This window comes from Bacillus sp. FSL K6-0972 (assembly GCF_037976035.1).
Lineage (GTDB): Bacteria > Bacillota > Bacilli > Bacillales > Bacillaceae > Bacillus > Bacillus haynesii.
This window is the reverse complement of sequence record NZ_CP150260.1, coordinates 592,311-616,283: the sequence shown is the minus strand read 5'-3', so window position 1 is coordinate 616,283 and position 23,973 is coordinate 592,311. Positions and strand designations below refer to the sequence as shown.

General features: G+C 40.0%; 20 protein-coding genes and 7 tRNA genes. 9 read left to right on the top strand and 18 right to left on the bottom strand.

The features are described 5' to 3' along the window. Nucleotides 1-119: 119 nt before the first annotated feature. A complete protein-coding gene (locus tag MKX80_RS03150) occupies nucleotides 120-830 on the top strand; it encodes a MerR family transcriptional regulator (protein WP_268324460.1) in 711 nt (236 codons plus the stop codon). Between the two features lie 155 nt (nucleotides 831-985). Here the strand turns inward: MKX80_RS03150 and MKX80_RS03145 are convergent, their stop codons facing one another. Then, nucleotides 986-1,852: a LysR family transcriptional regulator gene (locus MKX80_RS03145; RefSeq protein ID WP_154995506.1), complete on the bottom strand. Its 867-nt coding sequence runs from the start codon at nucleotides 1,850-1,852 to the stop codon at nucleotides 986-988. Between the two features lie 121 nt (nucleotides 1,853-1,973). On the opposite strand from MKX80_RS03145, the gene MKX80_RS03140 reads away from it, so the two are divergent. After that, the gene (locus tag MKX80_RS03140) at nucleotides 1,974-3,086 is read left to right on the top strand and encodes a Gfo/Idh/MocA family oxidoreductase (RefSeq protein ID WP_268324462.1); all 1,113 of its coding nucleotides are present in this window, start codon (nucleotides 1,974-1,976) and stop codon (nucleotides 3,084-3,086) included. A 244-nt stretch (nucleotides 3,087-3,330) separates the two neighbouring features. Here the strand turns inward: MKX80_RS03140 and MKX80_RS03135 are convergent, their stop codons facing one another. Then, nucleotides 3,331-4,203 carry a YitT family protein gene (locus tag MKX80_RS03135; RefSeq protein WP_216931213.1) on the bottom strand — a complete coding sequence of 291 codons (873 nt, stop codon included), beginning with the start codon at nucleotides 4,201-4,203 and terminating at the stop codon, nucleotides 3,331-3,333. A gap of 323 nt (nucleotides 4,204-4,526) precedes the next feature. Beyond that, entirely contained in the window at nucleotides 4,527-4,862 is a 336-nt protein-coding gene (locus MKX80_RS03130) for a helix-turn-helix domain-containing protein (RefSeq protein WP_003179182.1), read from the bottom strand. Nucleotides 4,863-4,967: 105 nt separating this feature from the next. On the opposite strand from MKX80_RS03130, the gene MKX80_RS03125 reads away from it, so the two are divergent. Then, nucleotides 4,968-5,882 carry an arginase family protein gene (locus MKX80_RS03125; RefSeq protein ID WP_216931211.1) on the top strand — a complete coding sequence of 305 codons (915 nt, stop codon included), beginning with the start codon at nucleotides 4,968-4,970 and terminating at the stop codon, nucleotides 5,880-5,882. Nucleotides 5,883-6,275: 393 nt separating this feature from the next. Here MKX80_RS03125 and MKX80_RS03120 read toward each other — a convergent pair whose 3' ends face one another. From MKX80_RS03120 to MKX80_RS03110, 3 genes are read right to left on the bottom strand one after another with little or no spacing between them, the layout of a single operon-like run. Continuing rightward, nucleotides 6,276-6,893, bottom strand: coding sequence for an FMN-binding negative transcriptional regulator (locus MKX80_RS03120; RefSeq protein ID WP_268299498.1), 618 nt, complete (start codon nucleotides 6,891-6,893; stop codon nucleotides 6,276-6,278). 22 nt (nucleotides 6,894-6,915) lie between these two features. Beyond that, nucleotides 6,916-7,434 (bottom strand): GNAT family N-acetyltransferase, encoded by a 519-nt coding sequence (locus MKX80_RS03115; RefSeq protein ID WP_268342643.1) that lies wholly within the window; start codon nucleotides 7,432-7,434, stop codon nucleotides 6,916-6,918. Nucleotides 7,435-7,459: 25 nt separating this feature from the next. Continuing rightward, the gene (locus MKX80_RS03110; protein WP_268299521.1) at nucleotides 7,460-7,912 is read right to left on the bottom strand and encodes a MarR family transcriptional regulator; all 453 of its coding nucleotides are present in this window, start codon (nucleotides 7,910-7,912) and stop codon (nucleotides 7,460-7,462) included. A gap of 106 nt (nucleotides 7,913-8,018) precedes the next feature. Between MKX80_RS03110 and MKX80_RS03105 the strand changes: the two genes are divergently transcribed. The 3 genes from MKX80_RS03105 to MKX80_RS03095 all read left to right on the top strand — a co-directional run bounded on the left by MKX80_RS03105 (nucleotide 8,019) and on the right by MKX80_RS03095 (nucleotide 11,292). Beyond that, nucleotides 8,019-8,630, top strand: coding sequence for a YitT family protein (locus MKX80_RS03105; protein WP_268293528.1), 612 nt, complete (start codon nucleotides 8,019-8,021; stop codon nucleotides 8,628-8,630). Nucleotides 8,631-9,200: 570 nt separating this feature from the next. After that, nucleotides 9,201-10,202 carry a zinc-dependent alcohol dehydrogenase family protein gene (locus MKX80_RS03100; protein WP_268310418.1) on the top strand — a complete coding sequence of 334 codons (1,002 nt, stop codon included), beginning with the start codon at nucleotides 9,201-9,203 and terminating at the stop codon, nucleotides 10,200-10,202. 628 nt (nucleotides 10,203-10,830) lie between these two features. Next, nucleotides 10,831-11,292: a CarD family transcriptional regulator gene (locus MKX80_RS03095; protein WP_182071069.1), complete on the top strand. Its 462-nt coding sequence runs from the start codon at nucleotides 10,831-10,833 to the stop codon at nucleotides 11,290-11,292. A 948-nt stretch (nucleotides 11,293-12,240) separates the two neighbouring features. Here the strand turns inward: MKX80_RS03095 and cspC are convergent. Further along, nucleotides 12,241-12,444 (bottom strand): cold shock protein CspC, encoded by a 204-nt coding sequence (gene cspC / locus MKX80_RS03090; protein WP_003179166.1) that lies wholly within the window; start codon nucleotides 12,442-12,444, stop codon nucleotides 12,241-12,243. Between the two features lie 581 nt (nucleotides 12,445-13,025). On the opposite strand from cspC, the gene MKX80_RS03085 reads away from it, so the two are divergent. After that, on the top strand, nucleotides 13,026-14,054 hold the full coding sequence (locus tag MKX80_RS03085) for a fatty acid desaturase (protein WP_268310417.1): 1,029 nt from the start codon (nucleotides 13,026-13,028) through the stop codon (nucleotides 14,052-14,054). Between the two features lie 929 nt (nucleotides 14,055-14,983). Here MKX80_RS03085 and MKX80_RS03080 read toward each other — a convergent pair. The 9 genes from MKX80_RS03080 to MKX80_RS03040 all read right to left on the bottom strand — a co-directional run bounded on the left by MKX80_RS03080 (nucleotide 14,984) and on the right by MKX80_RS03040 (nucleotide 17,316). Beyond that, a complete protein-coding gene (locus tag MKX80_RS03080) occupies nucleotides 14,984-15,625 on the bottom strand; it encodes a glycoside hydrolase family 11 protein (RefSeq protein WP_339227923.1) in 642 nt (213 codons plus the stop codon). Between the two features lie 476 nt (nucleotides 15,626-16,101). Further along, a tRNA-Leu gene (locus MKX80_RS03075) sits at nucleotides 16,102-16,184 on the bottom strand. A 20-nt stretch (nucleotides 16,185-16,204) separates the two neighbouring features. Then, nucleotides 16,205-16,287 (bottom strand) — tRNA-Leu (locus MKX80_RS03070). 12 nt (nucleotides 16,288-16,299) lie between these two features. Further along, a tRNA-Lys gene (locus MKX80_RS03065) sits at nucleotides 16,300-16,375 on the bottom strand. Nucleotides 16,376-16,383: 8 nt separating this feature from the next. Beyond that, nucleotides 16,384-16,458 (bottom strand) — tRNA-Gln (locus tag MKX80_RS03060). Nucleotides 16,459-16,470: 12 nt separating this feature from the next. Further along, nucleotides 16,471-16,542 (bottom strand) — tRNA-Glu (locus MKX80_RS03055). A 28-nt stretch (nucleotides 16,543-16,570) separates the two neighbouring features. Next, nucleotides 16,571-16,661, bottom strand: a tRNA-Ser gene (locus tag MKX80_RS03050). 2 nt (nucleotides 16,662-16,663) lie between these two features. Next, nucleotides 16,664-16,738, bottom strand: a tRNA-Asn gene (locus tag MKX80_RS03045). Between the two features lie 116 nt (nucleotides 16,739-16,854). After that, nucleotides 16,855-17,316 carry a SprT family protein gene (locus tag MKX80_RS03040; RefSeq protein ID WP_182069230.1) on the bottom strand — a complete coding sequence of 154 codons (462 nt, stop codon included), beginning with the start codon at nucleotides 17,314-17,316 and terminating at the stop codon, nucleotides 16,855-16,857. Between the two features lie 111 nt (nucleotides 17,317-17,427). Between MKX80_RS03040 and cmpA the strand changes: the two genes are divergently transcribed. Continuing rightward, on the top strand, nucleotides 17,428-17,538 hold the full coding sequence (cmpA, locus tag MKX80_RS03035) for a cortex morphogenetic protein CmpA (protein ID WP_023857852.1): 111 nt from the start codon (nucleotides 17,428-17,430) through the stop codon (nucleotides 17,536-17,538). A 166-nt stretch (nucleotides 17,539-17,704) separates the two neighbouring features. Here cmpA and MKX80_RS03030 read toward each other — a convergent pair whose 3' ends face one another. Beyond that, on the bottom strand, nucleotides 17,705-20,824 hold the full coding sequence (locus tag MKX80_RS03030) for an MMPL family transporter (protein ID WP_268342642.1): 3,120 nt from the start codon (nucleotides 20,822-20,824) through the stop codon (nucleotides 17,705-17,707). 355 nt (nucleotides 20,825-21,179) lie between these two features. On the opposite strand from MKX80_RS03030, the gene MKX80_RS03025 reads away from it, so the two are divergent. Next, entirely contained in the window at nucleotides 21,180-21,743 is a 564-nt protein-coding gene (locus tag MKX80_RS03025; protein ID WP_154999307.1) for a TetR/AcrR family transcriptional regulator, read from the top strand. Between the two features lie 27 nt (nucleotides 21,744-21,770). Here MKX80_RS03025 and MKX80_RS03020 read toward each other — a convergent pair whose 3' ends face one another. Further along, nucleotides 21,771-23,933, bottom strand: coding sequence for a Tex family protein (locus tag MKX80_RS03020; protein WP_154999308.1), 2,163 nt, complete (start codon nucleotides 23,931-23,933; stop codon nucleotides 21,771-21,773). Nucleotides 23,934-23,973 lie beyond the last annotated feature (40 nt).

Here is a 23,973-nt window from a genome sequence, read left to right as displayed (position 1 = left end):
ATATAACATTCATGCAATCTTTCGGATTTCTGCTTCCCGCCCTTTATATATTGGGGATTAGTTTGAAGTATGTTATTGTAGCACTTGAAGGTTTTACTTTAAAAAGGAGTTAACAGTAAATGAAGACATACACCCCTAAACACATTGCAAATATCTTAAATGTTAGTACCACAACTTTGAGAAGATATGAAGAACAAGGTCTTATTCCTGTTGTCCCAAGAACAAAAAGTAATCACCGTTTCTATACGCCGATACACTTCCAAGCTTTTACAACCATTAGAGCTTTATTAAAAGGATATGACATACCCATTGTTTACAAAATCATGAGAATGAGTAAAAATGCAAAATTTGAAGAAGCCCTTTGGCTGGTTAATGAACAGCAATTTCATATTCAAGCGGAGAAACAGAGGGTCGAAGAAATACTAACGATGATACAAAATGCCGATTTTACTAAATATAAAAATGTTAAATTAAAAGGATATATGAATATTGGAGAGGCTGCAAAAATAGCGGGCGTGAATACTTCAGCGATCCGTCATTGGGAACATGAAGGTTTAGTCCATTCAGAAAGAAATAAAGAAAACGGCTATAGAATGTTTTCAATATCTGAACTGCGTAAAATACTGGTTATAAGCAGCTTGAGAAAAACCGTTTATTATATAGAAAATATGAAGAGTTTATTACATGAATTGGACACACAAGACTATGGCAAAATCGAACATTCCTTTCAGTTGGCTTTACAAAATTTGAATAACCAACTATTAAATCAATTGAAAGGCATCGCAGAATTGATAAAATATATACAATTTCACCAAGAAATCAACACCTAAAATTGTGATAAGCACATCTTTACTTTGATTGATATTTTCTGATCAAAAGGCAATCCCACTATATGTTCAAAAATCTCTGCCCATCAAGTTTTCGGTTGAAATAAATAAGCCGATTCCTTAGTGCAAGGAAAATCGGCGTAACTTTTCTATCAACCTTACATTCCCTCAATGATGTCGCTAAGTGAGTTATTTAATTCAATAAACTGTTTTTCTATAGGTGTAAATTTATGATTTAGTCGTGTAATTAAATACAAATCGACGTATCTATAAGATGATGGAACTTCTAAATAATTATTGATATTGTAACGATCTACTATGCGCTTTGAGACTAAGGAAATTCCCATACCCATCAATGCAAATTGCACTAAGGATTCTGGATCGCCCACTTCAATGATTTCCCCCTGTTGAATGTTCAAATCTTCAAAAATATTACGTAATAATGAGAGATACAAGCACTTATCTGATAATACAAGTACGTTCTTTCCGTTTATATAATCGTTAAATCTCGTATATTGATCTATACCTTGGCCTATGATGACCAATTCTTCATATCCTACTTTTTTATAACTTATCTTTTTATTGTTTAGCGATCCAATCGTATAAGCAACATCAACTTTTCCAAGAAGAACTTGATTCTCAATATATTCAGTTGAACCTGTTTTTAGTGTTACCGATAAATCAGGATATGTGTTATAAAGTTTATTTAAAGCACTTGAGAATTGAGTTCCACCGACTGATATCATCGTACCGATACGAAGTTTTTCATCGTGTTTTTTCATGATATTTTCGGTTTCTTCCCAAACGAACAGTATTTTCTTATATTGATGATATAATTTTTCTCCCTCTTTCGTTAGTTTTACTCCTTTTGAATTTCTGATAAACAGTTGTTGATTATAATGAGCTTCGATTTTTTTTATTTTTGCAGTCATATTGGATTGAAGGTGATTCAATTTAATTGCAGCAGCAGATATGCTTTTTAATTCCGCAACTGAAACAAAAGCTTTCATGTTTTCAATATCCATTCACATTTTACCACCCATCAAAAATAGTGATAAAACCATCATAACTTAACATTTAAAATGATGCCTAATTTTAATTATACTCGATCTAAAGATAATGGCTTCTATATTGGAGGGATAGCTAATGAAGAACAACGTGATAAAAACAGGGATTATCGGCGGATCTTTGAATAATCAATGGGCTAGCCAAACCCATATTCCGGTATTGAAGGAAAATCCTTTTTATGAAATAACGGCGATTGGAACATCAAAAATGGAAACCGCAAAAAAAAGTGCTATGATGCTTAAGGCTTCCTATGCTTTTACAGATTATAAGGAATTGGCACAATCAAAAGATGTTGATTTGGTAGTCGTCAGTATAAAGGTTCCTTTCCATTATGAAGCTTCGCTTGCAGCCATAGAAGAAAATAAACATATTTATTGTGAATGGCCTTTAGGTATAGATACGATGCAGGCTGAAAAACTGGCAAAATTGGCAGATGACGCGAACATTCATCATGCGATTGGATTACAGGGAAGGCAATCTCCAGAAGTTATTTATTTAAAGCAGGCAATCAAACAGGGGGAAATCGGCAAAGTCATTTCCTGCACGATGCAGGTAGCAACACAAGGAAAGGGAGGAATAACAGATGAAAGAAGCAGTTACCTTTTAAAAAGAGAAAATGGGGCGAACCTTCTTACAATCAACGGTGGTCATTCGCTTGATGTGCTTTGTTATATCCTGGGTGATTTTAAAGAATTATCAGCTGCAATCAACATCCATTATACAGAAACCGTCATACAAGAAACTGGTATAAAGATACCAAAAAACACAGCTGACCAAATTTTAATACAGGGGACGCTCGTTAATGGTGCTTCGGCCTCTGTACATATTCAGGGCGGGGTTTATCCAGCTTTTCAATTAGAGATTAGAGGGGAAAAAGGTGTTTTGCTATTAACACAGCATAATTCCTCAGGGCATGTACAATTTGGGAATCTCAAAGTCAAAAAGATTACACATCCTCATGGTTTGCTAAATGCTGAAGATGTTTATTCTGAAGAAGTGAAAATATCCCCAGTAAAGGATAATGGTGCAAAAGGCTATGTTGAAACTGCTTATACTATTTTGGCGGAAGATATATTTGAACATAAAAGCCAAATTCCAAACTTTCATGACGCTGTCAAACTTCACCGGTTGTTAGACGCCGTTCGGAAATCGGCAAAGACCGGTAAAAAAATAATCTTATTAAATGAGTAGGAACCGTATATCTTTTATTTATATGGCCCTTGCACATGTTTATCAAGCTTGAGCAAATGGTTATCCTAAAACGCTATTATTTCTTTTATATTATGCGAATCGAGGTTGTAAACGAACTTATAAACAGTTTTCTTGTAAAAAAGGCCAAACTCCAAATGTTGTGGGTGTAAGCTTGATGGGCATGTCCGGAGATAAAAAAACATACCAAGAGGATTTGGTATGTTTTTTCTTAGGAAACCCCTAATTAATGAATATTAGGTTTTCTAAAATTACTGCCCTTGACTTCAGCTACGTCATATACAGTAACAAAAGCATTTTTATCAACTTCATTAATGATTTCCTTTAATTTGGTGTCTTCTAAACGGTTGATGACACATGTAATTTCTTTAAATTTCTCGTGGGAAAAACCCCCGTAAGCTTCTTTATATGTAGCACTTCGGCCCAATTGGTCTCGTATTGTCTCAACCATTAATTCAGGTTCGCTTGTAATAATTTGAAAGGTTTTAGACCCGCTTAATCCTTCCTCGACAACATGAATGACTTTGGACGCGATGTAGTAGGCAATGACTGACAGCAATGCCCCTTGCAAGCCAAATACAGCGGAAACAAAAATAAACACAAAAAGGTTAAAGAATAGAATAAGATCGCTCGTTCCAAATGGCAATTTTCTCGATAACAGAACAGCAAGCATATCAATTCCATCCAATGCTCCGCCATTACGCAGCGCCAGCCCCATTCCAAATCCAAGGATGATCCCCCCAACTACAGTGACTAACAAAGTGTCCCCTTCGATGATAGCTGGAGTGTGGTGCATAAAACTTGTACCTGCTGCAAGTGATGCGATTCCGATAATGGATAATAACGCAAAGCTTTTCCCGATTTGCTTATACCCTAACCAGACAAACGGGATGTTTAAGGCCGCGATAAGTATCCCAAGCGGCAAATCAAACAGTTGTGAACCAACAATGCTGAGTCCTGTCACTCCGCCATCAGATACACTGTTTGGAATCAGCACTGTTTCCAATCCATATGCCGCTATGATTCCTCCGATCATGACCATTATGACTTTGAAAATCATTTTTGCTTTAAATTTCTTATGTTTTTCGATTTTATTCATGCCATTCCTCATTTCAAATTTTACGTTATATTTAAATATACCATAACAGATTTTATCTGTTAAAAATTCCAGTCATCTCATTTTGGTAAGACGGCTGCTGCAAATACTGCTCTTTACCTTGAATTAAGGGTAACCCTTTTAGACTTGGAACATTCATGTGCCGGCAAGAACCCCCGTTTTAGCAACTGGTGAATAACAAATAAAGGCCCTCTCTTAAGGAGCATCGACAATGTTTATGGACTTTTCTAGCCAAACAAAAGGATTGTTGGCAATAGAACGAAGCTTTTTGATTCTTCCCTCTCCAAATGGATGAAATCTTAACTTTATTGGTTTTTTAAACCCCATTCACATAACCCTTCTAAAACCGGCAATAGTGATTCCGCTTTATCCGTGAGACTGTACTCGACCTTAGGGGGAACTTGAGGGTACTCTTTCCGTTTCACCAGACCATCCGCTTCCAATTCTTTAAGTTGTGAACTCAATGTTTTATAAGTAATAGCCCCTATTTGTCTTTTCAACTCATTGAAGCGAATTGGTTGATTTTCTGCCAGGAGGTAAATAATAACCATTTTCCATTTGCCACCGATAACAGACAATGTGTATCCAAAAGGTGTATCTTGTATATTTTTCACTTTACCTTTATATTCAGCCATGCTCATATTCACACTCTCCTTTTGGATAGTACCTGTCATTAAAGTGCGTACTATTTTTTTATTTGCGTTCATTTTATACTAACCTTACTTTGAAGTAAAGGAGACTAAAACATGGCTAAAAAAACGATACGTCTGTTGATGCCGCAATGGCAAGGGGGAAACAATCCCAACTACTCTTTTGGAGCGGAACTGCTTGCTTGGCTGGCTCCTGAAAATGATCAGCCCCTTCTTCATGTTCCGGTTCAAGCTTATGATGGAACTCCGCTTGAAAACGAAAACGGGATAAACGGGAGAAAACAACTGCTGGAACAATTGGAGGCTGCTCAGCATCTCATTCATGCTCATAAGCCGGATCGCATTGTCATGTTTGGTGGTGACTGCTTAGTCGAACAAGCACCTTTTGCTTATTTAAACGAACGATACGGCGGGGACTTAGGTTTAATTTGGATTGACGCTCATAGCGATTTAGTTAGATATGCCGGATATGATAACGGTCATACATTACCGCTCGGAAATCTTTTGGGGGAAGGAGATGAAGAGTTCGCAAAACATGTGAAAATTCCTCTTAAACCTGAAAATGTCTTTATTGCGGGATTAGCAGCTCCTACAGAAGAAGAAACAAAAGTGATATCAAAAGAACTTCAAAGACAGGGTATAGTTTTCACAGAACCAGACACTGAAGTGATTCAAAGACTTGGGATTAGAACTGCTGGAACTAAAGAGTTAATGACCAGTACCGAATCTATAAAAGAATGGATAAAAGAAAGCGACATCAAGTATCTGGCAATACACCTTGATTTAGACGTGCTTGATCCAAAGGCATTTCGTTCTTTATTATTCGCCAATCCTGAAGCACCTGTATATTTTTCTCCTGAGGGAACAATGCAAATGCCGCACCTGCTTCATCTTCTGAAAGAACTCTCTTCCGAAACGGATGTAGTTGGATTAGGTATAACCGAGCATTTGCCGTGGGATTCTATTCATTTGAAGAAATTGCTTAGTGAAATCCCCATTTTAAACCAATAATTTCATAACCGGGATAACAACAAAATAATAGCCTCGAAACTCTCCATAATAATAGAGTTAGCTTTCCCATCGCCTGTAATGTTACATGATTTTTGCCCTTCACATGTTGCTCACTAGAATCAAGTGGAAGAAATAAATACCAAGGGCCCATAAAACCCTTGGTATTCCTATGATGCGACCGAGACAACTTGAACTTCCGCGAGGTTGTCCCCCATTAGGTCCTCAACAAAGATTATTTGACCTTTTCACAATAGACAACTCTACACGACATAAAAAAAGCAAACCATTCGGCCTGCCTCTCATTTCTCACTCGATCTTTAAGGTGCTGCAAATATGACTGCTCTGATTCCGACCTTTAATTCCTAGATGAAAGGGTTGAAGGTCAATTTATATTTAATTTTCCAGCCTCTTTTTCATCACTGCCGCCAATTGCTCCGAATTGGGATCTCCTTCATTTTGCAATTGATCAATGATGTTCATATAGTCTGTATCATTTCGGTTCTGACTTAATTTATATGCAGCCTGAATGTTTTCCACCTGAATCTTAAACCCGACAATCGCTTTCAGTTGATTTTCTAAGAGTTGAGGAGAAAGGTTATCCCATAAAATTGGATTTTCTCGATGCTTTTCGTATTTTTCCATCATGACTGTTAGTTCTTCTATTAATTCATCTCTCTCTAAAATGCTTGCTTGACCGTATATATGGACGGCTTGATAATTCCATGTTGGAACATCCTCATGCCCATACCAGGAAGAAGAAATGTATGCGTGCGGCCCCTGAAACATGACAAGCACATCTTTACAGGTTTCAAAAGTTCTCCATTGCGGATTTCCATAAGCGACATGGCCAGTGATATAGTAATCATCACCTTTTTTATTGAACCCCAAGGGCAAATGAGTGGCAATTGGCTTCCCTTGTTCTGTCGTAACGATCGTGCCAAAAGAGTTTTTTTGAACAAAATCCAAAATTTCATCAACATTTTCGACTTTAAAATATTTTGGAATATACATCGTCATCCTCCTTTTAGAAAAGTTATAGGAGTGTTTTGGTCATGATAAAGTCCGTTTGCTCTTCATCACCCATATAAAAAGAGTGGGCATCGGTTTGCACAAACCCCATTTTCTTATAAAAAGCAATCGCGTTTTCGTTTTTTTCCCATACGCCAAGCCAGATTTTCTTTTTATTCAGTTCCTTCGCAATTTCCAAAGCTTTATTGAACAGATATTTGCCAAGCCCATGTTTTTGAAACTTGCTCTTGATATAAATTCTCTCGATTTCAAGTGATTCATCGTCCATTTTTTCAGACTGGGCTTCATTGATATTGACTTTTAAATATCCAGCGGCTTCATTGTTAAAATAAACAAAAAAGAATTGCGAAGAGCTATTGGATAATTCTTTTTCTAATTGTTTTAAGTTAAATGCCTTTTCCAAGTAGGCTTTCATATTTTCTAGCGAGTTCTGATGCTTAAATGTCTCATTAAATGTTTCATAACAAATGTCCTGAAGCTTGTGTAAGTCTTCAAGGGTACACCTTTTTATATTTACTGTCATTTCAATCTGCCACTCCTTTACGCTGTCAATAATTTCTTTTGTTCCCCTTTTTCACGAATTCCCAGTCTTTTTCTACATTTTTTCTTACTCTTTGAAGAAGATTGAAGATGGTCTCCGCTTCCCCCTTGGAAAACCCCTCTAATGCCACACAATTCGAATAATCATTTTCTCTTTTTATAAAAGGAAATACCTCATTCCCCTTTTCCGTCGGAAAGAGCTTTTTTATTTTTTTGTTATGTTCATCATCTCTCCGTTCAATAAAGCCCTTCATTTCAAGTTTTTTTATAGCACGGGCTGCGGTTGTCCGGTCTACTTTAATCATCTCAGCCAGCTTCTCCTGAATGATTCCCGGGTTTTCGCATATTCGGACAAGGTACAAATATTGCCCTTTTGTCAGGTCATGTTCTTTAAATTCGATATTGCTTATAGAATCCAATGCTCGGGCAATCATTCCAATTTCACGCAGAATATCCTTCATCATAAACTCCTTTCGAACTTTTTGTTGCAAATGCAATATAAATGCCGTACATTAAATATATCGGATTTTTGTTGTATTTGCAATAAAAATAAAGAGGTCGATTAAAGTGAAATATGTTTTTTATGTATTAGGAATTTTAATCTTAACCCTTGGGATTGCTTTCACGATTCAATCAGATCTTGGCGTTTCACCTTTTGACGCATTTTTGGTGGGACTGGCCGTACATGCGGGGCTTACTGTGGGAAGTTGGGAAGTCATGATTGCTTTGCTATTAATAGGCTGCAATTCGTTTTTAAAAAGACAAAGACCGGAAGTTTCGGGGATGCTAACGGCGTTTATAACCGGTATCGGCATTGACATGTGGCTTTTTTTGCTGCATTTTTTTGTGACACCAGAACAATGGTACAGCAAAGTGATTTGTTTTGGAATCGGCTTGGTTGTTACAGGATTGGGAACCGCGACATACTTATACACAAATTTTGCTCCGATGCCAATTGACCGTTTAACATTCATCATAAAAGAATTAACGGGAACCAGTATATTTGTTTCGAGAACCATCATTTACCTCGTCTTCTTGACAGCGGGCGTCATGTTAAAAGGACCGATTGGCATCGGAACTTTATTAACCGTTTGTTTAGGGGGGCTGGTCCTTCATTTCTTTATGCCGTTTGCTGGAAAAGTATTGGGGCGCTTTACAGACACTCGTACATTACGATAAAGAATGTTTTTAATGCCACTCCCTACTTTTTCACATAACTTTTATTGAAATCATCAATATGATTCCGGATGCTATTAAGCTTATAACTAAGGTAGAGGTATCTAATCTAAATATATTTTTTATTCCATTAATGAAAAATGACCATAACATATATATGGTGATAGCACTTAGCGTAAACACTCTGAACCATCTGGGGATTGCAAGCCAAGCCTTTAAAAGTTTAGTTGAGAATTTCCCCATTTTGTTCCTCCTTTTTCGTAATCCGGCCTTTTATCAAAATATCACAGTTCAAATATCAATGCTGCTTGCCATAAAAACACGCAAACCATTCATCTCTTTTTCAATCTTTTGGACTTTTTTTAGATTTATTAATAGTAAAGCACTCTGATTTCTACTTTTAGTACATGTTTGTAGAGTTGTCTATAACAATCCATTCAAATTTATTTCATCATTTTAAACCTCAATTCTTAATCCCCTTAAATATTTTAAAACAAAGACAATATTGACATAATCTCAAAAGAGTGCAAGTTTATTTATAGAAGTATTAACCTAAGGAGCCAATAACAAATCATGAATAATGTTTCATTAATATATAAAGAATTTGGTGATCCACTACAAAAATTACAGCTTTATACCGGAGAAAAGCTTCCTCTTCAGCCAAATGAAATTCTTGTCAAAATGATTGCCAGTCCAATTAATCCATCAGATTTGCTTCCAATTAGAGGGGCCTATTCTCATAGAATTAAGCTGCCGGCGGTTGCAGGATATGATGGTGTGGGAATTGTGATAGATCAAGGCAAAGATGTATCACCATCACTGATTGGAAAAAGGGTCCTCCCTGTAAGAGGAGAGGGAACTTGGCAACAATATGTAACCACAAAAGCTGATTATGCAATAGAGGTACCTCCATCAATAAGTGATAATGATGCCAGTCAACTGTATATTAATCCATTAACAGCCTGGCTAATTTGTAAGGAATCATTGCGTGTTCAGCCAAATGAAATTGTGTTAATGAATGCCGGAGGTACATCTATTGCAGGTTTGTTTGCGCAAATTTCTACAATACTGGGATTCCGTTTAATTGTCATTACAAGAAACAGCCGCAAGATAGAGAAACTTCAAAAACTTGGGGCATGGAGAGTCATCGACGCTTCCAACGGTTCTATATATGAACAGATTTCTGATGTTTGCGACATTGGTGTTGACCATGCAATTGACTCTGTGGGAGGAGAAAGCGGCGAACTGCTGGCGAGGGCGCTAAAACCTGAAGGGACATTTGTCAGTTATGGCCTGTTGTCAGGTATACCAAACGATTGGCGAAAGTTACACGATACATACCATGTGTCACCACAATTATTCGCCTTAAGACTTTGGAACGAGAGACATTCCGTTTCTGAATATCGCAATCGCTTCTCGGAGGTAATTAAGCTTGTTGAAAGCGGAAGAATGGTCATCAATGCTCCAGAAAAAATATATGATTTTGAAGATTTTCATGATGCCTTGAAGCATTATGAACAGCCAAGCTTGAATGGAAAAATACTGCTGAACTTTGCAGTGAAGAAGAAGATGTAACACTTGATTGATTTTTATTAAAAAGTTCGAGATGTGGAAGGACAAAATGCAATTGCCCCGTTCCTTTTGTCGATCGAGCTCAACAAAATACAGTTCCATAAATACAAATCCGAGGTCAATTCCGAACCAAGTAAATATAAAACAGAAAACATTGCATAGCTTAATATGGAAGTACCGAAAGTGAAAGGTGGCAACTATTCTTTCATAAGGAACAAAAAGCTAATTAAAGTTGGTTATTAACAGACTTGCCACCAGTCATGTTATGTAAAAAAGCTGACAAAAATTTCACCAACTTTATCGCAGGTAGAGGTTTCTGCTGATAAATTTAAACTTCGTAATGAGGTTAAAAAAGAAACTGTAGAAGATATACAGGCGAAAAATATAAAAATAGACAAGGAAATAGAGAAAATAACGAAAGAAGAACGAGGTTCCAGGATATATACGGATCAATTGACCTTTCCTTTTTGCGATACGACACGCTCACTATTGCTTTGTTGTTTTTGCTTAATCTGATTTTTTTAAGAAATTTATTGACATCAAAAATATGATCATGTTATTATTGAATATTTGATAAAAAACCGAATATATGGTAATCTTAAGAAGGATACCATATATGGAGGTGGATGATATGTTTCAAATTGGCGATAACATTATTTATCCAATGCACGGAGCAGGTATAATTGAAGCCATAGAAGAAAAAGAATTCTTAGGGGAAAAACAACAGTATTATGTCATAAAAATGTCAATCAGTAATATGCAAGTTATGATTCCAACGGGTAAAATATTGAGTTCAGGTATACGACCTGTTACTGATATACTTGCATTAAAACACATTATACACATTTTTCAGCATGGAGAATCAGATAGGTTACTGCCGTGGAAACAAAGGTTTAAAGTAAACACGAACAAAATAAAAACGGGTAAAATACAAGAAGGTGCTGAAGTTGTACGTGATTTAATGCGTATGAATAAAGAAAAAGCACTTAATGCAAGCGAAAAAAAAATGTTGGATAATGCATATGAATTTTTGATTAGTGAACTGGAAGTAATTAAAGGAATCACTGAAAATCAAATAAAAAGTTTCAGTTAAAGTTCATTATAGATAATATATTGCATCCCAAAAAAAATCCTGTAATTTTCGGTAACATGATGATAATTAAAAGTAAATCATTTCAAAGACATTTAACTTCTTCAACTTATTTTCAGAACATTAACCTCTTTTGTTAATCCTACAATTAATCCATTTTTATTATTTAAATTTCTTCTAAGAACATTTGCCAGTTTATCAAAAAACTCGATTAAATCGTCACTTGATTTTTGTAATCCTGATTCACACTGGCACGGACAAGGAGCCGTAAGGATGGAAGAGAGGCAGGGCTTCCATTGTTTGAGGTATATCTAAGTGATGATTTCTAGAAGAAAAAACAATCAATCTCACCTTTATCTTTAAGAATTTCTTATATCCACTGCGGCAGTGAATCGTTTATCTTCCTTTCATAAAAGAGATACGCGTGTTGGTAACATCTATATATGGACAACAATAAAAAATGATGGAATTTCTATAACTAGATTACTTCTATTAAGGTTGAGTTTTATGGAAAAATTGAAGTTGGCTGAATTCTTGTAGATAGACCAGCTGTTACTTTAATTAATCCAGAATATCTAAAAATTGTTGAATGAACGAAGAAAAGGATGATTCTTTACGAAAAGGGATGATCCTTTTTGTTTGATGTTTGATGCCAGTGATTTGTAGGACTTAGATTGAGAAGTCTTGTACTTAAATTAACGAGCAAGTTAGTGAAAAAAAAAATAAAAAGTAATTGCATTCGAAAAAAAATAAATAATTTATATACATTCCGCATATTGTCAATCCAGTATGTTATACTGTAAACAACCTTTGAAGCGTTAAATCTTTTTCTATTACCTTTTACCACCTCCCTACTCGAACATTGAGTAGGGTTTTTTATTAAGCATTATACAGAGAACATAAAAAAACAGGCCCCTATATAAAGAGCCTGTTTGTATAAACGATTGAAGATTAAGCAGTTTTTTGAACGTTAGCAGCTTGAGCTCCGCGAGGACCTTGCTCAACGTCAAATGTTACTTTTTGACCTTCGTCTAATGATTTGAATCCGTCACTTTGGATTGCAGAAAAGTGTACGAATACATCGTCTCCATTTTCACGTTCGATAAATCCAAAACCTTTTTCTGCATTAAACCATTTAACTGTACCTTGTTCCATTTTTGTTGCCTCCTAGTGCGTTACCGCACATTGTATTACTATCCTTGCCCAAAGTATCATCAAGACGAAAAGTCAATATTCATACTATCCTTTACACCGAACAAAAATAATTCTTCTTTATCTTAGCATGAAACGGAAAGAATTGCAAATTAAGATTATCGTTTTAATCATGTTGTTATTTGTTAAACGTATACCAGGGCAGAAGCGGTAAGCAAAAAGTCAATAATTCTGCATCGAATCTATAGCATCTCTAAGGGGTCTAATAACTTTGGTTTAAAAACGCCGTGAAAATGAATCAAGAGTGTCTTCAATGTTCACCGTCTATATCAACCGATTCCCATAGAGGAGGGAGAGCGTTTAGCCCGAGAACAAGCCGGGTATAATTTTCATACGCCTTTTGTATCCCGGCTGGCTGCTAATAAAGGTTTAATTGAGCAGGAAATCAGTTCGCATTTCCAAAAATTTTACAGAGAGATAGGGAAGAAACTTATCATATATGGTATTTGACGCTGGGGCTTCAAAGGCATTAAAACGTTTTTTCTATACTTAGAAGATCATCATAGGAGGGGAAACTTTAAAAAATGAAGCAGCAAAACCTAAGGACTTTGAGAAAACTGGTTACACCTTATGAAAAGTCCGATTTACAGAAAAGTATTTGCCAAATCATCAATACATTGGTACCATTTCTCCTGTTATGGTATTTGGCATATAAGAGCTTGTCGATTTCTTATTTCCTTACATTTGCGATTTCTATCCTCGCGGCAGGTTTTTTAGTAAGAACCTTCATCATCTTTCATGATTGTTGCCACTATTCCTTTTTTAAGAACAGAAAGGCGAATCGAATCCTTGGAACAATCACAGGAATTCTGACTCTGCATCCTTTTGATCATTGGGCACACGACCATTCTGTCCATCATGCGACTAGCAGCAACCTGGACAAACGCGGTACAGGCGATATTTGGGTGCTGACCGTTGAGGAATATAAGGAAGCCTCAACTAAGACAAAAATAATGTACCGTTTGTATAGAAATCCGTTTATTATGTTTATTTTAGGGCCGATTTACGTCTTCGGGATTACCAATCGTTTTAATCGTAAAGGAGCAAAACGCAAAGAACGGATGAATACGTATGTAACGAACCTGGGGATCGTCGCTTTGGCAGCACTTTTATGCTGGACTATTGGCTGGCAAAACTTTCTGCTGGTTCAGGCGCCCATTTTTATGATATCGGGATCTCTCGGAATTTGGATGTTTTATATTCAGCATACGTTTGAGGATTCTTATTTTGAAGAAGATGAGCATTGGGAATATGTCAAAGCAGCAGTTGAAGGAAGCTCTTTTTATAAGCTTCCAAAAGTCATGCAATGGCTAACAGGCAATATCGGTTTCCATCATGTTCATCATTTAAGCCCCAGAGTCCCAAACTATAAGCTTGAAAACGTGCATAACAACATTGAACCATTGCAAAACGTTCCGACCATTACACTTGCAACCAGTCTCAAGTCATTAAAGTTCCGCCTGTGGGATGAAGAAAGCAAAAAATTTGTTGGTTTTAGCCACTTAAAAAAATCTTCTAAAAGCCAAGTATCAGCGCGGCTAAGAATGGATTAAATAAACGCCCCATAATCGATGATAACAGGCAGTGTATATTGCAGAATAAAAGTGCAGACTCGCACAACGGTTTTGTGCAGAGGTCAGCACTTTTTTAGTGCCAAATATACTTGCAGACTTCACAATGCGGTACATTTATTGCCGATTTTCCGCAAAAAAATAATACCAAAGGTGATTAAACCCTTGGTATTATTGGTATGCGGCCGAGAGGACTTGAACCTCCACGGGGTTGCCCCCACTAGCCCTCAATAAAGTGGAAGCTTATCACGATTTATGAAAGCTTGTTTTCATTGTATCTCTTTACACCAATTACATAAAATTTCATTGTTTTTTAAGAATTATGGAGTGAAAATTGAGTAAGCTTTTCAAACGAATTCCGTAAAGCTTACCAAAGCGGTTCTTAAGATTTTTTTGCTTTTTTAACATGGTCTATCCATGAGATTGATGACAAAAAAGAGTAATCAATCCAACGATTTTTGTAATAATAGTTCTTCCAAGATTCGATTCCACTAATAATGTCATTCACAGTTTCACTATTGTCTTTTTTTTCGTTAATTCAAACCTCGACCGCTATCCTGGAGTTATTTTTATAAATTGGACGGAATCCTCGATTGAACCTTTTTATATTTGTTGTAAAAGCTCGTGCCTACACAACAGAAAAGTCTAAATATAATTCAATCCACGCAACAACGTCATTATACTTCCAATGATAATATTCTGTTCTTCTTGCTCGTTCTTTGTATTTTTCAATTTGCTCTTCGGTTGCGAAGATTTTAGAGAAAAATTAGCCGAAATAAAAGGAATACCTCACTTTGCGAATGAAGCAACTGAGGAAATACTTTTAGGGTACAAATCAGATGGAATACACGTAAAAATCATTAATAACGCATTAAAATAAAGCAGGCATATGCCTGCTTTAAGATGATCTGTTACCACACTGTTACATTAGAACTTCCACTACTTTGATAACCCTCTGTCGCTAAGACTTGGTAAGACCAATTACTACCCAGATTCATTCCATGACTCTTCCATGCTTTAACATGATTGCTGAAAGTAATTTTAGCGTTGCTTCCAGTTTGTCTCTTCGTCTGGCGAACACTCCAGTACTGCGTGAAAGTAGTTTTATCGCCGTCAATGGAAGGTGCGTTATAACGTGTAGTTGTATATATGTCATATGTACCCCCATCACTTTTTACAGTACCTTTATACGTTCCAGTAGGTCTATAAGTCCCCCATGAATCCACTACATAATATTCTATGAGAGGTGATCTCGTCCAACCATATAAAGCCAAATATCCATTGCCATTCGGCGCCCAAACTCCGGCATTATAGTTTATTGTCCTAGATGGCGAACCTGTAGTCCAACCTTTACCAACAACGAAATTTCCGGTATTAGACCAATTAACACTGTAATTCCCTCCAGGCCCATTGACAGCGTTGACTGTTCCGCCGCCATCAGTCCAATTTTGCCAATAGTCTGTGCTAGCTGCAGAGGCGGTTGCCGAAAACAAGCTAATACTCATTAAAGCTGCCGTTAATCCAACTAAGAAATTCCTTTTAAACTTAAACATATGTTACCTCCTATAATATTTTTTCTGACATTGACTTGAGGTAGCACTCGTATATATTTAAAACATTATTAATTGCTAACGCCAAAGCCTTTGATCGTCCCCTTCAATATAATATCACGAATTCACGAGTGAATATTAATAGTATCTGTAAATTAATTGAAAAGACCTAAAAAATTTACATTATAAGTGTTCTTGTATCACCGTAGCCTTATCCTCTTTTCGCAGAATCACAATTCTTGTTTCTAAATCTGATGGAGTAATATCTGTAATTAATCCCGATTCGAACAATTTCGTATAAAGGAGATATACATTAGGGATTGTGAAGTTACGGACACCTTTTCCCCAACAAACAAAGAGAGACTGCTGACCGTTTAGATGACTTACTTTAAGTAACTGGGGTAAATGTGGAGTAAAAAAATAAATGAAAAAGAAACAAAAAAACACCAAGGGCGTCAAAACCCTTGGTATCTCTGGTATGCGGCCGAGAGGACTTGAACCTCCACGGGGTTGCCCCCACTAGGCCCTCAACCTAGCGCGTCTGCCATTCCGCCACGACCGCATGATATGTTGTTTTTAAAGTGCGGGTGAAGGGACTCGAACCCCCACGCCGTAAAGACACTAGATCCTAAGTCTAGCGCGTCTGCCAATTCCGCCACACCCGCGTGAAAAAACAATGGTGAGCCATGAAGGACTCGAACCTTCGACCCTCTGATTAAAAGTCAGATGCTCTACCAACTGAGCTAATGGCTCAAATATAATGGCTGGGCTAGCTGGATTCGAACCAACGCATGACGGAGTCAAAGTCCGTTGCCTTACCGCTTGGCTATAGCCCAACATATGAGAAATGACCCGTACGGGATTCGAACCCGTGTTACCGCCGTGAAAGGGCGGTGTCTTAACCACTTGACCAACGGGCCATATGAAGTCAGCATCATATTTTCCTAATGGCGGAGAAGGAGGGATTTGAACCCTCGCGCCGCTTACGCGACCTACACCCTTAGCAGGGGCGCCTCTTCAGCCACTTGAGTACTTCTCCATTGGCTCCACAGGCAGGATTCGAACCTGCGACCGATCGGTTAACAGCCGATAGCTCTACCACTGAGCTACTGTGGAATAATCAGACTCATTTCATTATAAATATGTCGACAAATTGTGTCAAGAAGAACAATTCATCTTTGTGGCTCGTCTTGCGACGGCTTTTATAATTTATCATAGACAAGCCTGATCAGTCAACCCTTTTTTATGATTTCTTTTATTTTCCCTCCGCATTTGCCGCAAACGTAACGGCTTGTATCCATTTTCCGCTTTCGGAGAAACGTTTGTCCGCATGCTTCACACTTGTAAGTGCGTACCTTTCTTTGCGGCTTTTTCTCTCCTGCGAGCGGCGTGCAGAATCGCGGCGCACCCACTTCCTTTAATAGCGTTCTAAAATCCTTGTCGCGGTGCTTGTAGCCTTTTCCTTCAAGATGGAGGTGGTAATGGCACAATTCATGCTTAATGATGCCTTCAAGCTCTTTTTGCCCGTGTTCTGTCAGGTATTTTTTATTCAGCTCAATATTGTGGGAATTCAGCAAATACCTGCCTCCGGTTGTTTTCAGGCGGCTGTTGAAGTAAGCGCGGTGCCGGAACGGTTTTTTAAAGTATGTGAGCGAAAGCTGTTCTGTCAGCTGCTGCAGTTGTTGTTCGTCCATTGCTTGGTTCCACCTCATTTTTAAAAACATTGAACAGGACAAATTCCGGGCGGCATAAACTAATACACGACACCCATACTCTTATGATAAGAGTCTGAGGAGGGATGAGCAATGCCGAATTGGCTCAAAAGCCAAATGCAGAGAGCTTTTTATGAAAAAGATCATTATCAGATTAAATTGCTGAATCAGTGCTGGTATTTTTACAGAAAAAAACACTGCTGATGAGCAGTGTTCATCGGAGCCCTAATGGAATTCCTTCTGTTTCCTCATCATCTTCACCGGTCCTTTTATCATCTCACACAATGGCGCCCGTTACTCCCCAAATGGAGCTGACCGCCCGATTTCGGGGAGCATGGGCGAATAATTCTTCTGCGGATGGACGAGCCGTTTATTCTTTTCTTTTAAACGGAAACCAGTTGGCTGAGCCGAAGATCCGAACCATCACAGGGACGAACAGCGGCAGCATGACGAATGCATACAGCAGGAGACCTGTCAATACAAGGGTGGCGATTTGCAGAAGCGATAAAACGCCGGATGGCAGCATCGCCGCGAAGGTTCCCGCCAAAATAATTGCGGCTGAAATAATGACGGACCCCATATTTTTCATCGATTCTGTCATCGCCGTTTTAATATCCGTTCCGCGGTATTCGTTAAAGCGTTCCATCAGGAAGATCGAATAGTCCACACCAAGCGCCATTAAAATCACAAATCCAAAGAAAGGCACTGCCCAGTTGAGACCGGGATAGCCGAAAAACGCCGTGAAAATAAACTCAGTTACACCGATGGATGCAAAGTACGTCAAGATCAACGATCCGACCAAATACACCGGCATGACGATTGAACGGAACAGCAGGATGAGGATCAGGAAGATTCCGATCATCATATAGATCACCGTGTTGCTGAAATCCTGGTCTGACAGCTGCTTCAGATCGGCGTTGATGCTGGAAACGCCGCCGACGCCAAACGATGCATCGTTCAAATGCGTGTCGGGAAGAGCCCGTTTTACGGATGCTTCAATGTCTTTGACATTGGCAATCGCTCCGTTTCCGTACGGATTGTCTTCCAATATCACATCGATCGTCGTGATATGGCGGTCGTCTGACATATAGGAATTAAACACCTGCTGAAATTGTTTATTTTTAAGCACTTCTTTAGGGACAAACCAGCCGGACATTTCTTGATCTGATGCGTTTTTCAGCTGATCCAGGTAGTCGCCTGCTCCCATCAGACCGCTTGAAATTTTTTCGAGGCCTTCCACGCTTGAATTCAGCCCTTTTGTTAATTGATCAAGCTGGCCGGCGAATTCTCCGACTTTTTCCTTCATCTGCTTTTGGCCTTCAGCGACATCCCCTGCGCCTGATTCGAGCTTAGGCAGCGAATCGGCGAGCTGCCCCTGCCCCTTCGATGTCTCTTCAAGCCCTTTTTCGATTTGGCCGAGACCGTTGATCAGAGCATCGATTTTGCTTGTGTATACTTTTTGCTCTTCCTGAGCTTTTGCGATAAATGCATCTGCTGCTTCAAGCTGCTTTTTCGCGTTTGCCGCCTGCTTCGTGTAAACGGCCGCTTTCTGTGATCCCTGCTTGATTGCCGATGCAAGCTCTGTATAAGAGCCTTTAATCGCTAAATAAGAAGGATTCTCCTTCACTTCGGGAATTTCGCTTTCAAGATTTTTGAAATTTTGATTTGTCTGCTCGATCATCTTTTGCACGTCAGCCGTTATGCCTTGGGCATTTTCGGCTTGAGACAATGCCGCTTTCAAAATTTTCGATATTTCTTTGTAGCTTTCGATCTGTCCATTTAATTGATCGACTTGCGCCGTCAGCTGTTTTTTCGCAGCTTGAATTTCTTTTTTTGCCTGAGCGACGCCTTCTTTGCTTTGATCTGTACCATCCTTCAGCTTTCTCATATTGGCTTCAACGTCGCTGATTCCGGCTTGGATCGATTCGGTTCCTTTGATCAGCTGGTTGATTCCTTTTCCAGACGCTTCGATTTGCGGCTTTTGATCCGCGATCGACTTGCTCGCCTCGGCGAGCCCGTCTTTGATCTTTTTCAGACCTTTATTGCCGCTCTCAAGCCCTTTATTCAGCTCATTCGCCTGTGTTTTGACGTACAGGTCGCTCAGCCCTTTTCCGACCGGTCGGGTCGCACTGCGAACTTTGTTGACGCCGTTTGTCTGCTCAATGGCGCGGCTAATTTTTTCAATCGCGATCAGCCCGTCATTGGTATCGAGCGCATCCGATGTTTTGAGCACGACCGTGACCGGCAATGATTCCCCCGGCCCGAACTTGTCGGAAATGGTGTTAAAAGCGCTGACGGATTCGTATTGATCTCCGATTTCGTCAAGGCTGTTATAGGAAAGTGTTCCTTTATACATCAAGATTGGCGGCACGGCCACGGCCGCTACGATCAACAGGCTGATCAGCGGCTTATTGAAGGCGAAACGGCCGGCGGTTTCCCATAGCTTTGACTGCGGATGCCCGATATTTCCTCTGACAGGCCAAAACAGCACTTTCCCCAAAACAGCCATGAAAAACGGCACAATCGTCAGAAGCGCCAAAATCAAGACCGCGACACCAACAGCTACTGCGACCGCAGACTTGTAAAGCTGGAATTCGGCAAAGCCGATGCATGTAAAACCGATCAAAACGGCAATTCCGCTGAACAGAACGGTTTTCCCCGCCGTTTTATACGTTGTCAAGATCGCTTCAATCTTGTCTTTCCCGTTGGCGATCTCTTCCTTAAAACGGCTTAAAAGAAGAATGCAGTAATCCGTCCCGATTCCGAACATAATCGCCACCATGAAGATTTGCGTAAACGTAGACAGCGGAAAATCAGCGTATTCGACTAGATAGGCGACGACGGACTGGCTCACAAGGTAGGAAAGTGCGACCGCCAAAAGTGGAACAAAAGGTGCAACCGCAGAACGGAATACGAGAATCAGCACAATTAAAATAAAACCGACCGTAATATATTCGGTCTTCTTCAAGCCTTCCTGCGAGCTTGTTATGACATCATCATCGATGAGCGGCTGCCCGGTCATCTCGTAGTCAAGCTTTAAAGTTTTGAGCTTTTCATTGACCTTTGCTTTAAAATCGGCCGCACTGATCTTGTTCGCATCAAATGTGACAGGTACGAGCAGTGTCGTTCGATCCTTTGACAACAGTTGCTTTTGAATATCCTCATCTGCGTCAAAGTACGATGTAATATCTGAGACGTGAAGAGAGGAATCCTTTTCTAAAGTGGTGATCGCTTTTTTTAAAGCCGCCTCCCGATTCGGCAGGAGCTGTTTGTCCTGAAATACGACGACAACCGATTTGTTCGTATCCCCGTCTTTTGACATTTGTTCGAGAAGCTTGTTCGCATAAGAAGACGGATAGCCTTCAGGGACCGCTATCTGGCCCTTCTCCTTTGTTAATTGCCCCATATCGGGCGCCGTGATGAATAGGACGGCGGCCATTGCAATCCAGAGCGCCGCAATGATCCATCTCGCCTTTATAATCGTTCTCATTGACGTTTTATTCCTCCTCTATGAACTGTGCAGGTAGATTGATTTCTTTGTATTTTAAGAAAGACGGCAGAAAAAACCGCCTGCAGGTCTTGTCCTCGCTGTTCTGCATTACTTCACCACTTTATTCGCGAAAGTGAAAGATCATTCATTTTACAGGAAAACAGCTAAACTGCTTGATTAACTTATCGGCTGATGGCCGTTGATATTTGAAGGGTTGAAAAAAATAAACACCTATTGATTAATAAACACATGTTCATTATAATTTGAGGCAAATGCGGTGTTCAATCGGCAATTGGGATTGAGATGTTCAATAATGAACAACATACGTAAATTTGTCTATAAACGGAGGTCACCGATGGAGGACAGAAGGTCTATGAAAACAAAAAGAGCGATTAAAGAGGCTTTTTTAAAGCTGCTCCATGAGAAAGAAATTAATAAAATTACCGTTTCCGATTTATCGAGACGCGCTGATTTAGGACGCGGAACTTTTTATCTTCATTATCGGGATGTCTTTGATTTGTATGAACAAATCGAGAATGAGTTGTTTGATCAGCTGGGGAAATTTTACGATGATTATTTTCCGAGCGAAGATCCGCACAATTTGCTCACCTTCATCGAAAAAACGACCGAATATATTTATCAAAACGCTGCGATCTTCACTTTGTTGACGAAACCGAAAAGAAATATTTTGACCATCAATAAATTTAAAGAGTTTTTCAAGCAGAAGATTTTCGAAGAATTGAGCATGATGCAGCAATCAGGGAATGAGATAACATGCGATGAAATGGAAATAACGTTTCTAGTTTCCGGAGCGGTCGGCATTCTGGAAGAGTGGATCAACGACGGAATGGTTCAGACGCCGGCACATATAGCCAGCGTCATCTACCGCATCCAGTTAAAACTTGATCCCCCGGGATAAAAAGCTTCCGGCAGGCTGACTGCAGTCCTAACGATCTTTCACCATCGATAAGGATACCCTTCCTTTTGCAGCGTCGACACCTTCTACCCATACGGTCACGATGTCCCCGACCGACACAACGTCGAGCGGATGCTTGACGAAGGAATGGCTGAGCTTGGAAATGTGGACGAGCCCGTCCTGTTTCACGCCGATGTCGACAAATGCCCCGAAGTCGACGACGTTCCGTACTGTCCCCTGCAGCTCCATCCCCTCTTTTAAGTCCTCCAATTGAAGCACATCGGTTTTTAAGAGCGGTTTAGGGACTTCATCCCTCGGATCGCGCTCAGGCCTCGTCAGCTGGGCGCAAATGTCTTTCAGGGTGATTTCCCCGATTCCCAGCTGTTCAGCTGCTTCGGAAATATTCAGTTCGTTGATTTTGTCCTGAAGCTCTCTTGTGCCGATTTGGGCTGTTGACAGGCCAAGCTTTTTCAGGAGCTCTCTCGTCTCTTTATAGCTCTCAGGGTGGATGCCTGTGCGGTCGAGCGGTTCATCGCCGTCAGGCACCCTTAAAAAGCCGATGCATTGCTCATACGTTTTCGCGCCCAGGCGCGGAATGTCTTTCAGCTCTTTCCGGCTCGTGAATTTTCCGATTTCATCCCGTTTTTTGACGATGTTGGCCGCGACTGTTTTCGATAGTCCGGCTACATATTGCAAGAGCGCGGCTGACGCCGTATTCACGTTGACGCCGACTTGGTTGACGACCGTTTCCACGACGAAGCGGAGCGAATCGTTTAGTTTTTTCTGGCTGACATCGTGCTGGTACTGGCCGACGCCGACCGACTTGGGATCGATTTTGACGAGTTCGGCGAGCGGGTCTTGGAGTCTGCGTGCAATCGACACGGCGCTTCTTTCTTCAACCTGCAGATCGGGAAATTCTTCCCTCGCAAGCTCTGATGCCGAATAGACACTGGCTCCCGCTTCATTGACGATCAGATAGTACACCCTTCTGTCGATGTCCTTCAAAAGATCGGCGATAAACTGTTCCGTCTCTCTTGATGCCGTTCCGTTCCCGATTGCGATGACCTCGATTTGAAAATCTTCGATGATACGTTTCACTTTTTCGATGGCTGCGCTCTTCTTATTGACGGGAGGATGCGGGTATATGACGTCGATCTTGAGCATCTTTCCTGTCTCATCCACAACTGCAAGCTTGCAGCCAGTGCGGAATGCCGGGTCAACGCCGAGAACGAGCTTTCCTTTCATCGGCGGCTGCAGCAGCAGCTTGCGCAGGTTTTCGGCAAAAATGTGAATCGCTTGATCTTCCGCCTTTTCCGTCAATTCTTTTCTGATTTCTCTTTCGATGGACGGCTGAATCAGACGCTTATAGCCGTCTTCGATCGCGCTTTTCAGTACATCTTGAGCACTCGTTTGCTTGTGTTGTAAAATCCGTTTTTCCAAGTACGCTTGAATACGGTCTGCCGGCGGCTCGACCGACACTCTCAAAATCTCCTCTTTTTCGCCGCGGTTAACCGCAAGCACGCGATGAGGAACGATTTTTTGAATCGGCTCTTCGTATTCATAATACATTTCATAGATTTTCTTCTCATCCGCTTCGGCATCTTTCGCCGCGGACTTCAGCGTTCCTCTTTTAAAAGTCTCCTGCCGGATCCACTTCCTGTATTCCGGTTCGTCTGAGATCCGTTCCGCCAGTATGTTCTTTGCCCCTTCAAGCGCTTCTTCGGCGCTCATGACTTCCTTTTCTTCATTTATGTACTTGCGGGCTTCGGCTGCTACGTCTTCGTTACGCGGGAGCGAGATGATGAAATCAGCCAAAGGTTCAAGTCCTTTGCTTTTGGCGATCGTCGCCTTTGTTTTTCGTTTTTGTTTAAAAGGTCTGTATAAGTCTTCAACTTCCTGAAGCTTGTCCGCTTTTTCTATATCAAGCTTCAGCTGTCCGGTCAGCTTACCTTGTTCGTCGATCAGCCGGATGACTTCGTCTTTCCGTTGATTTAAATGCTGGATGTATCCCCAGCGTTCGGAGATTGTTTGAATTTGGACTTCATCCATGGAGCCCGTTTGTTCTTTGCGGTATCTCGCAATAAAGGGGACGGTGTTGCCGTCCTCTAATAATTGAATGACACTTTCGACATGCTTTGGCGCAAGCCCCGTTTCTTTTGCGATTTGTTTGACGATTAACGCTAAAGTATCCATTGTAGCCTCCAAAAGAATGTTGTCTTCTTAGTGTACCAAA

Coding starts and splice junctions, on each gene's coding strand:
- MKX80_RS03150 (WP_268324460.1), top strand. CDS start 120: ATGAAGACATACACCCCTAAACACATTGCAAATATCTTAAATGTTAGT.
- MKX80_RS03145 (WP_154995506.1), bottom strand. CDS start 1,852: ATGGATATTGAAAACATGAAAGCTTTTGTTTCAGTTGCGGAATTAAAA.
- MKX80_RS03140 (WP_268324462.1), top strand. CDS start 1,974: ATGAAGAACAACGTGATAAAAACAGGGATTATCGGCGGATCTTTGAAT.
- MKX80_RS03135 (WP_216931213.1), bottom strand. CDS start 4,203: ATGAATAAAATCGAAAAACATAAGAAATTTAAAGCAAAAATGATTTTC.
- MKX80_RS03130 (WP_003179182.1), bottom strand. CDS start 4,862: ATGAGCATGGCTGAATATAAAGGTAAAGTGAAAAATATACAAGATACA.
- MKX80_RS03125 (WP_216931211.1), top strand. CDS start 4,968: ATGGCTAAAAAAACGATACGTCTGTTGATGCCGCAATGGCAAGGGGGA.
- MKX80_RS03120 (WP_268299498.1), bottom strand. CDS start 6,893: ATGTATATTCCAAAATATTTTAAAGTCGAAAATGTTGATGAAATTTTG.
- MKX80_RS03115 (WP_268342643.1), bottom strand. CDS start 7,434: ATGACAGTAAATATAAAAAGGTGTACCCTTGAAGACTTACACAAGCTT.
- MKX80_RS03110 (WP_268299521.1), bottom strand. CDS start 7,912: ATGAAGGATATTCTGCGTGAAATTGGAATGATTGCCCGAGCATTGGAT.
- MKX80_RS03100 (WP_268310418.1), top strand. CDS start 9,201: ATGAATAATGTTTCATTAATATATAAAGAATTTGGTGATCCACTACAA.
- MKX80_RS03095 (WP_182071069.1), top strand. CDS start 10,831: ATGTTTCAAATTGGCGATAACATTATTTATCCAATGCACGGAGCAGGT.
- cspC (WP_003179166.1), bottom strand. CDS start 12,444: ATGGAACAAGGTACAGTTAAATGGTTTAATGCAGAAAAAGGTTTTGGA.
- MKX80_RS03085 (WP_268310417.1), top strand. CDS start 13,026: ATGAAGCAGCAAAACCTAAGGACTTTGAGAAAACTGGTTACACCTTAT.
- MKX80_RS03080 (WP_339227923.1), bottom strand. CDS start 15,625: ATGTTTAAGTTTAAAAGGAATTTCTTAGTTGGATTAACGGCAGCTTTA.
- MKX80_RS03040 (WP_182069230.1), bottom strand. CDS start 17,316: ATGGACGAACAACAACTGCAGCAGCTGACAGAACAGCTTTCGCTCACA.
- cmpA (WP_023857852.1), top strand. CDS start 17,428: ATGCCGAATTGGCTCAAAAGCCAAATGCAGAGAGCTTTTTATGAAAAA.
- MKX80_RS03030 (WP_268342642.1), bottom strand. CDS start 20,824: ATGAGAACGATTATAAAGGCGAGATGGATCATTGCGGCGCTCTGGATT.
- MKX80_RS03025 (WP_154999307.1), top strand. CDS start 21,180: ATGGAGGACAGAAGGTCTATGAAAACAAAAAGAGCGATTAAAGAGGCT.
- MKX80_RS03020 (WP_154999308.1), bottom strand. CDS start 23,933: ATGGATACTTTAGCGTTAATCGTCAAACAAATCGCAAAAGAAACGGGG.